Genomic DNA, 10,391 nt, shown 5'->3' on the forward strand with positions numbered 1-10,391 from the left:
TTAGCGAATCAGTAAAATCCGCGTCTCATTTTATATAACAATATTCAAATTCAGTTAGTTCGTATTACCATTGCAACAAAACACGCTGTGCCGAAAATCCGGGGCCAAAACTCAGCATTAATCCCTTTTCTCCCGGTTTTGGTTTTTCGTCCATAATTTGTTCTAAAACATATAATACTGTTGCGCTCGACATATTTCCGTATTGTTTCAAGACTTCTTTGGTAGCATCGATATTTTTACCTAATCCTGAGAAAAGAGCTTCTACGGTGGTGACTATTTTTTTACCTCCGGGATGAAAAATCATATGATCTATATCTTTTATTTCTAAATTATTTTTCTTCAAAAAAGGATGAATAATATCTCCAAAATGAGAAGAAATCGTATCCGGAACTTCAATATCCAATACCATTTGCAAACCGGAATTAGTCAGTTTGAAACCCATCATATGTTCGGCATCATAAAAATGATACATTTTCTCATTTAGTATTTCAGGACCATAATCTTCCTCATAGGATGATAAGAGACAACAAGCAGCTCCATCACCAAAAATCGCAGCACTTACAATATTAGGCATCGAAAAATCATTGAGCTGAAAAGTTGCCGTTGGAGATTCTACTGCTATTACTGCCGCACGTTTTCCGGGATTGGCTTTCAGGAAATTCTTTGCATATATAATACCTGATATTCCGGCTGCACAGCCCATTTCGGTTACAGGAAGCCTTACAATATCCTGCTTGAGTTTCATTTTATTAATAAGATAAGCATCCAGAGACGGAATCATTATTCCTGTGCAACTTACTGTAATAATATAATCCAGTGTCTGCGGATCCCAGCCTGCTTTATTAAGTGCTTTTTCTAATACTTGTTCACCTAGAATAATCACTTCGCGGCTGTAAATATCATTTTTATCTTCAAAGGAAGTGGCTGTAAAAACTTCTTCGGGATCCATTATAGAGTAGCGTTTGTCTACAGCTGCACCTTCAAAAATCTTTTTTACTTTTTTGATGAAACGTTCGTCCTTATCCTTTAGCCACACATCCAAAAACGGAAGTATGTCTGCTGTTGCACGCGAATATTTGGGTAGTTGCTTGGCAACCGATATAATTTTTACACTCATTTTTTAGCAATTATCCATTGGTAACGAAAAGCCCATTTCCAGTTTATGGTATAGTTTTTTAAATCTAATTTTTTAGAGAAGTTCTCCAGTTCTTTTTTCTTAAAACCTCTTAATATAGAGATCAGCCCATCTTCGCGAGACATTTTATTTAATTTAAAAACAGCACACACCTTTTCAAAAAGGCGATACGCTAATTTGCTGCGGTGCAAATCGTTAATAACAATACCAATGTTGGCATTGTTATTAAAGGTAGTCATTATATTTAATATTTGGTCGTTGTCAAAATGGTGCAGGGTAAGGGTACATAAAACAATATCATATTGAATAGCATTGAAATCTTCGCTGAAAATATCGACACATAAATAGTCAATATTAGCATATTCAGTTGATAATTCTTTGGCATACTTTATAGTAAAAGCATTTGCATCTATACCAATAAGTTTAAGATTCAGGTTGTTTTTCTGGCCGTATTTCGCGAGCATACGCAGCATATCTCCGTTACCGCAGCCTATATCTGCAATTGTTATTGTTTTAGCAGGATCCGATTTTCTTAGTAATATTTTCAGTCCGTGCAGCGTGAGTTTATTACCGCCTAATAACCTGTTAATACTGGCAATTTTGTCCAATGCTTCCTGTAATTCTTTCCCTTCCAGAAAAAAATCATCCATTATCTCCGTTTCCTGTGTTCTGTATGTAGTATTTATGGTCATTTAATCAATTGCTATTGGTTTGCCGTGCGTTTGTTTAATTATTGCGGGTAATAGGCTAGGTAAGGCTACTGTGATGGCAACGAGGGTATTGGTAATGGTTTTGTTTCTTAAAACTTTAGCCAAAAGCCTTCCCATAAACAAGCGTTTACCAAAATGTTTTTTCCACTGTTGTGTATAGTTTTTTTCTAATTCTTCTCGTGATGTTATCTTTCCGGAATAATAATCTAATACTAATTCTGATGCGATTTTGGCGCTGTGTATGGCCATTGCCATTCCGTTGCCACACAAAGGATGAATAAGTCCAGCTGTATCACCAATCATTACAATATGGTTTTCTACAGGTTGTTTTTTATCAAAAGAGATCTGACTTATGGTAAGAGGTTTATCAAAAAGAAGCGTACTGTTTTCAAATACAGCTTTAAGATGTTTGTTTTTATACAATACATTCTGCTGGTATTCTTCGATGTTTTTATATTGTTTAAAGGTCGCATAATCGGCCAGATAACAAATATTGATAATATCATTCTCTACTTTCGAAACACCGCAATAACCGCCTTTAAAATTATGCAATGCCACAACATCATTGGCAAAATCACCATAATAATGAGCTTTCACCGCTAACCATGGTGACTTTTTTATGAAAAAATCCCGTGATAATACCTGATCGATATTGGATCGTTTGCCAAAAGCGCCCAATACTATTTTGGCTGATAAAACCTGATTGGCAGTAGTGATCGTAAAGAGATCATTATCGAAAGAAATATCGGTAACCATTTCCATTATAATATTGCAGCCGTTTGTTACTGCTTTTTGATATAAAAAGTTATCCAACTGATACCTGCTGATCCCAAAACCACCTAACGGAAGATTTGCCCAAGCTGTTTTTCCCTTACGTGTTGTAAACTCGAATTTATTGATAGTGGTAGGAAGTAATTTTGAAATATCGGCCTTAAGCCAATAAAGATAAGGTAAGATTTCGTTCGAGACATATTCGCCGCATACTTTATGGCGCGGATAAGCAGATTTCTCTATTAATGTTACCGTTAATCCTTTTTGAGACAGATGTAAAGCGCTCGCCAAACCGGCAAGACCGCCTCCAATAATAACTACATCTGAATTTGTTTTCATACTAAGCAATTTAGCTATTATATCTCAAATATTTAATACATTTTATATTAAAATTGCTTAAAATTTGCAACGATAAATCTGGTTCGTACAGAATTGTTTACTACAAAGATCAAGAACTTGTTAATTCTTTAATTACATAATTTTATTTCTTCCTTATAAAATTACAGCTTTATTATGTTCATTTTTTAGGTTTAATAACGATGTAAAAACAAAAAAGCGGGAAGTTTAAATCTTCCCGCTTTTTTAAATTATAAACTGGCATTCCAAGTGGCACCGCTAATATCTGTTAAAGTCAGTGTATAGGTACTTTTTTCAAAAGCCCATTTATTATCTATCGGAATCCGTATTGTTGCTTTCGATCCCAGCGGGATCACTAAACTATGTTTGCCGGGTTTTATTTTGGCTACATAATAATTCGATATTGTTTGAGGAGACAGTTGGGCTAAATCACTTCCGTCTAATTGTAAAAGGTGTTTTCCTGATTCGTTTTTTAGTGAAATTCCAATTAAAAACGAACCATAAACATCCACTCCTTCTACGCGAAAAACATCAAAACTTACTTCGTTGGGATCAATTTTTAAATTATTGATTTCAAGTTTTGGTTTTACAGATTTATTATGAAGCTTTCCGTAAACGCCACCATGAAAATATTGGTTGGTAAATAAGGTAAGTCCAAAGATAGAAAAGGCAATAACTAAAAGGATCTGTTTATGAGATCCCAGATTTAGTTCTCCGCAACCCAATAATCTAAACCATTTTGTTTGGGTAAAAGCTAAATTTTTGGCTATAAAATAACCGTCAAGAGAAAGGTAATTACTTCCGGTTAAAAACAAGGTGAATCCTGAGGCTAATCCTAAAATTCCAATTTGCCATTCGTCCAGGCAAGTGGTCCCGATCCAGCCGGAAGCCAATAAGATTCCTAAGGCAAGCAGGAAAACACCAATACTCATCAATCGTGTAAAGAGACCTAAAATAAGGGCTAAGCCAACGATTCCTTCGATAATTGTAAAAGAGACCATATTGATCCATAAAGCATCAGGATGTGTTACCAGATATTCTATAACAGGTTTTATACCAAGTGCATTAGGTAAAAAGTGATTGAACTTTTCGCCTATATATCCGGCTTCTTCGGGGATTAATTTGTTTTCGAGGATAAGTCGCCTCCAAAAGGCCGAAAAATAAGTCCAGCCTACGATTAAACGTAAGGCCAGCGGAACAAGAGAGTTCACGTCAAATGTTTTTTGATGTTGCATGATATTATAAAATTTAAAAAAGTATAAAAATTGTTTAAGCAGTGTATAAAACCACTTGTGGCGCAATCTTTAGTTTTTTAAATACTATAAAAATAGGAGGGAAGCTTACTGAACGTTTATTGAATTCGAAAGCAGGATGAATGGTAAGTGTAGTGGAAACTTTGTTTTGTTTTGTTTGAAAACTAAAGCACTTTAATTTGGGTACGACAGGTGTTTGTGGTATAGAAAATGATTTTTTTGATGTAATTTCTTTATAAAGAAAGCTTACCGTACAAACTCCCTGAGCGGGCAATTGCGTCAGGCTTTTTTGAGAAAGTTCGACAGACCCGATTCCTGCAAAATGCAGTACAGATTTTTTAATATGGCAATTAGAAAAAGCATAAACTAACCCTACTAAAAGCATAAGCTGCTTTAGGCGCTTTAAGAAAATAAGGGGTTTTTGAAATTTCATTTTATAAAAATAGTGCTTTTAAAATAAACTTTGCCGTCTATACTTATTTTAACTCATATGTCTTTGCTTTTGTACCATGATCTAATTGTTTTTTCTCCTGGTTTTCTTTTTGAAGATAAGTAATAAAAGTTAGGGGAGAAACTCCGGTAACTTTTTTAAAGGTAATTGTAAATCTGCTATGCGATAAAAAACCGCATTGATCGGCAAGATAGCTTATTTTATATTTTAAATAATTAGGATCATTTTTGAGTCGGTTAATAATATAATTGATTCGAAGTTCATTGATATAGCTGGCAAAATCCTTTGATTTATGCTTGTTAATAACATACGATAGATAGCGATGGTTAATACTAAGTTCAGCAGCTACAGAATTTAAGGAAATGTCTTTGTTGAGATATAAATCAGATTTTTCAAACTGCTTTATGCTTTCTAAAATTGCGCTTTCAGTTGCCTCAGACATGTATTCTTTAGGAACTTCTTTTTTCGGAGAAATCTTAACTTCGGTTTCTGTCTGGTTCTCAATTTTGGTAATGAATTTTTTAATTTTATTATAATCCTGTCTCCTTTTAAATATATAAATGCTAATGATAATTAAAACAATAAGTATACAGCTGCCAATAATAAGGTACTTGCTTTTTTGATATTCAGAATGGATATCAAACTGTTTTTTGCGTAGTGTTTTTATTAAATCATCAGCTATAACTTTTCGGCTTTGCTCTTCATCTTTATTTAGCGTAAGATTCAGTTCATTATAAGTTATGTATTTTTTGTTGTCGGTTTTTTTATAAAACTCCAACAATGAATTATAGACTTCCTGCTTTAATATAAAAAAATTGGAATCTTCTGCTATTTGTTCTGCTGTTTTGTAATTTGAAAGCGCATTTTTAAAATCGCTCTTTGCTGTATAGGCATTTGCAAGACCATTATATATAAATCCTTTTAGAGGACTGTTTGGTGATTGTGATGATTCGAGTTCTTTTTTGGCTTTGTTAAAATAAAAAAATGCAGAATCGACGTTATGCAATAACAGAAAGTTTTTGGCAATAAGTTCATTATTGACAGCTGTTTGAAAGTTAATGTCAATACCGGCTCCGGCTTTTTTAAATAATTGATTGCCTTTTTTAAGATGTTCAATGGCTTTTGTAAAATTCGAAGAGTACATGTCGTAATAGGCTATTTCCTGAGACAAGTTGCCCTGAAACTTATACATGTCTGTTTTGTCTTTAATTTTCTTACTGATATTTACAGCTCTCTGCAAGTGTATTTTTCCTAAACTATAGATTTCGAATTCGCGGTAAAGTGTTGATAAAAAGCCGTTTATTCTTGCCTGCATATTGTAATTCTTGTCCATTACTGCCAGACTGTCTGCGCGTTTTAATGCAGCAACAGCTTCATTTCGTATGCCGTACTGACGCAAAAGCGTTGCTCTAAGCATACTGGATTTGATTCGTTGCGAATTATTATTTGAAATCTTATAAAGATAATCGGTATTACTTAAAGCTTTCTTTGGATTTGAACTCAGCAATACCTGAGATGTTTCTGAAAAAACACTGTCAAATTTTGAACCTTGTGCAGAGCTTAAGTCAGGAAAAACCACAGCTATAAATAGAATAAGAATACGTTTTAGGTGCATGTAAATAAATTGTAATTAAAAGGTTGTATGGTGATGATTTTTTTTAATGACTTTTCGCTTCATTGATAAAGTTATGTCAATTTTTAAGAAAAATACTATGATTTTTATGAATGTGGTGTATCAAATCATTATGCTGGGAAAAGTAGTTATTTTTTTTGATAAAAGCCGAGACTTTCCGAAATAGTAACAACTTATAATCATTAAGTTACAAAATAAGTCAGGACAAATGTTGTTGAGAATAACTTCTGTTTTTAGTGCTAAATCATAGATAATTTCAAAAACGAAAATCTTAGCAAGGATATTTTTTTGGCAGATTTTTTATTAATAAACTTCAGAAGAAGACCATTTATTTTCTTTATAAAAAATGCTCTTTGCGCTATTTTTTTGTAATCAAAATTGATTCTTTTTGTCATAATGATCTAATAATTCTCAAGTAAACCGCATGTAATTATTTTTTTAATCGTGATTATGGCTGAAATGCCAATTCTACTCGTTAAAGTATTTTAAAAATAGTTTAACCGCAAATACCTGTTTGTCAGATGATTCTACTTTTTTTTATGAACGTATATTTTCTCTATTACGTAATCGAGAAAGGAATGCTCCCTTTACGGGTAGCTCTGATCTCTAATTTCGCACCCAAAATCAAATATATCTGGAATAATAATTCAAATGATAACTATGAGAAAAAAATTACCCAAAAAACTACTCTTTTTAATTTTGTTTCTTTTTTTTGTATTTAAAGCAAATGCCCAATACGCAACGAGTCACTACATAGCGCCATCACCTTGGCAGTATTGGAGTGATGCAAATGAAATTGTGCTAACTACCGAATCGACTACAGCAGTCACGGTAACCTTAAAGAAAAGTGATGGAACATTTCTTGCGACCCGCACGCTTACTTCTGCCGCGCCCGATGTATATCGTTTTGTTGGTTCGCCATGGCTATTAAACAGTAACCCTGTTAATACTATTCAGGATGATAGAGGTTTAATAGTAGAAAGTATTGGTGGGAAAGTATCTGTAAATCTTAGAAATGTAGCTTCAGATCAGGCTAGTTCTGGTGGTGGAGATACTACTGGTGCCACCATAAAAGGAAATGCTTCTCTGGTTAGTTTTGGTAATGAGGGCAGGGGAACTTCTTTCCGTTTAGGATATTATAGAAGTATTTTTACAGGTATTACAGGATTTAACGGAGCCGCCAACAGACCTGTTTATTCGGTTATGGCAATTGATGATAATACACAAGTAAAATTAAACGGAGCCAATCTGGTGCTCTTAAATAAAGGACAAAGTTATTTATTTCAACCCAATGGAACAGGAGATTTGCTTGAAGCAAATAAACCGGTAGTAGCCAACACGGGTGCTTATACAGATGCTCCCGGAGGATGTGGTGATGGTGCAGTAGACCAGATGGCTCCGATAAGTATTTTAGGAAATCGATATATAGTAATAAGAGGTAGTGGTACAGCGGGAACAGGTACTAATTTACCTGAACAGTCTACCATAATTGCAACAGAACCTAATACTACAGTTACAGTTGATAATTACAGACCCGATGGAACTTTTATTAACAGAACAACTTTTCCACTTGCAGCTGGTGGTTTTAGATCCATTCATCATGGGGATGCTAATAATCGTTATTCATCATCGATAATAGAGTCTGATAAACCTATTGCGGTGTATTCCGGAACAGCACAATCTTGTGAAGTTGATATTGCTACTGTTCTTCCGGTAGGAGGATGTTCAGGGTCAAAGTGGACTTCAACAAGTCAGTTTAAAGGTTATATACAACAAGTATTACCTTATTTTGGATTTGTACTGGTAGAATCTGGCACCGCCCCTGTTTATGTAAATGGACTCAATATTGAGACAACTACAACTATCCCACGTTTTCAGTTAGGTTCAACAGGAGTTTATTTAATTAGGTTTGAAAACACACAAATTGGGAATCCTGCCAATATTACTGTTAATTCTGCGGCGAGAATGAATGTGGGAATTGTTCAGCAAGGAGGAGGATTCTCGATGTCAGGATTCTTTTCTTCTTTTAATGAAACCCCGGCACTACCCGAAGTTACAAAAGACAGTAATGGTTGTGCCATTAATATTATAACTGCCGATCCGGGATTAGAACCTTATCAATGGTATTTTGACGGAGTGCTGATACCAGGAGCAACAAGCCAGTCTATAGTTCCTTTAAAAACAGGAAACTATTCGATTACAGGAACACGTGATTGTGGGGTTACAGGAAAATCGGCAGCTATTTATGTAGCAGTTTGTGGCGATCGTGAAGTAGAAAAAACAGTAGCAGACGGACCAATTGCTAATCAGGTGATATTTACGGTAACAGCCAAAAATCATGGGCCTAATGAAGATCGGAATGTTATTGTAACAGATGCTTTGCCTTCGGGTTACACCTTTGTTTCTGCAACACCAAGTACAGGAACATATAATTCAGGTACTGGAATATGGAATATTGGAAATCTTGCTGTTAACGCAAGCGCAACCTTAAATATTACGGCAACTATAATAGCTACAGGCGCAGTTACCAATACAGCAACAATAACGGGTGATAACCTTGATAATACTGTAGCAAATGATAGCGATGTTGCTACTCCTTTGGCAAAGCTAGAATTGGTTAAAACAGCCAGAGCAGGAGCATTTAATACAGCAGGAGATATTATTACTTATGATTTGGTAGTAACCAATGCGGGTAAAGTACCCGTTAGAAACATTGTTATTACTGATGCAAATGCAGATTCAGGAAGTATTACTCCGGCAAATGTAGCCGTACTTCTTCCGGGAGCATCGGCAAGCTTTACCGCCACACATACTGTAACACAAGCGGATCTTATTGCTGAGAAAGTGATAAATTCAGCTAAAGCAGATGGTGTTGATGGTAGTAATAATCCAGTTTCAGATACATCCGGAACAGATATAGATAATGATACCCCAACAGAAACAGTAACCAAATCTGTAATTGCTGCAGATGATGATACTGTAAATAATATTGACGGACGCACAGGTAAAAATAACGTAATTAACATATTTGCAAATGATAATATAAACGGTACCGTAGTTGTTCCGGCAGATGTTACAATTACACTAAAAGCACCGGGTGTTCCGACAGGATTGACTCTAAATGCTAATGGGAATGTTGATGTTGCAGCAGGAACAGCAGCAGGAACATATTCTTTTGATTATACGATTTGCGAAGTTGGAATTCCTTTAAATTGTGCCGATGCAAAAGTTACAGTTGTAATAACCACAATCAATGCCGATAATGATACCCCAAGTCCAATCAACGGAACAACGGGAGGAACTATCCCAACTGTATTTGGAAACGATACTTTGGATGGAGTTGCATTTTTACCGGCTGATGTTACACTTACCACTTCCACAACGCTTCCAACAGGATTAACGTTGAATGCAGACGGAAGCATTAGTGTTGATGCTAATACAGCATCAGGCACTCATGTTATTACATATTCTATTTGTCAAAAAGCTAATCCATTAATTTGTGATACGGCTACAACAACAGTTGTAATAACCACAATCAATGCCGATAATGATACCCCAAGTCCGGTTAACGGAACAACGGGAGGAACTATCCCAACTGTATTTGGAAACGATACTTTGGATGGAGCAGCATTTTTACCGGCTGATGTAACACTTACCACTTCAACGGTTCTTCCAACAGGATTGACGTTGAATACAGATGGAAGCATTAGTGTTGATGCCAATACAGCACCGGGCACTCATGTTATTACATATTCTATTTGTCAAAAAGCCAATCCATTAATTTGTGATACAGCTACAACAACAGTTGTGATAACTACAATCAATGCCGATAATGATACGCCTAGTCCAGTTAACGGAACAACGGGAGGAACAATACCTACTGTATTTGGAAACGATACTTTGGATGGAGCAGCATTTTTACCGGCTGATGTTACACTTACCACTTCAACAACGCTTCCAACAGGATTAACGTTGAATGCAGACGGAAGCATTAGTGTTGATGCCAATACAGCACCGGGCACTCATGTTATCACGTATTCAATTTGTCAAAAAGCCAATCCATTAATTTGTGATACAGCTA

The 10,391-nt window shown here is 35.3% G+C and carries 7 protein-coding genes; 1 reads left to right on the forward strand and 6 read right to left on the reverse strand.

The window, feature by feature from the left end; genetic code table 11:
• Nucleotides 1-64: 64 nt before the first annotated feature.
• The 6 genes from GIY83_RS06710 to GIY83_RS06735 form a co-directional block, all read right to left on the reverse strand.
• Nucleotides 65-1,117: a type III polyketide synthase gene (locus GIY83_RS06710; RefSeq protein WP_208685889.1), complete on the reverse strand. Its 1,053-nt coding sequence runs from the start codon at nt 1,115-1,117 to the stop codon at nt 65-67.
• Entirely contained in the window at nt 1,114-1,827 is a 714-nt protein-coding gene (locus GIY83_RS06715; protein ID WP_194616079.1) for a methyltransferase domain-containing protein, read from the reverse strand. The genes GIY83_RS06710 and GIY83_RS06715 overlap by 4 nt, the downstream gene beginning before the upstream one ends.
• Entirely contained in the window at nt 1,828-2,955 is a 1,128-nt protein-coding gene (locus tag GIY83_RS06720) for an NAD(P)/FAD-dependent oxidoreductase (protein ID WP_194616078.1), read from the reverse strand.
• A gap of 248 nt (nt 2,956-3,203) precedes the next feature.
• A complete protein-coding gene (locus tag GIY83_RS06725) occupies nt 3,204-4,208 on the reverse strand; it encodes a TQO small subunit DoxD (RefSeq protein ID WP_208685891.1) in 1,005 nt (334 codons plus the stop codon).
• A 34-nt stretch (nt 4,209-4,242) separates the two neighbouring features.
• A complete protein-coding gene (locus GIY83_RS06730; protein ID WP_194616076.1) occupies nt 4,243-4,659 on the reverse strand; it encodes a hypothetical protein in 417 nt (138 codons plus the stop codon).
• A gap of 43 nt (nt 4,660-4,702) precedes the next feature.
• On the reverse strand, nt 4,703-6,292 hold the full coding sequence (locus GIY83_RS06735; protein ID WP_194616075.1) for an AraC family transcriptional regulator: 1,590 nt from the start codon (nt 6,290-6,292) through the stop codon (nt 4,703-4,705).
• Nucleotides 6,293-6,970: 678 nt separating this feature from the next.
• On the opposite strand from GIY83_RS06735, the gene GIY83_RS06740 reads away from it, so the two are divergent.
• On the forward strand, nt 6,971-10,391 hold a 3,421-nt coding region (locus tag GIY83_RS06740), incomplete at its 3' end, for a DUF11 domain-containing protein (RefSeq protein WP_208685893.1).

Origin of the sequence: Flavobacterium sp. SLB02 (genome assembly GCF_009664855.1) — a bacterium.
Lineage (GTDB): Bacteria > Bacteroidota > Bacteroidia > Flavobacteriales > Flavobacteriaceae > Flavobacterium.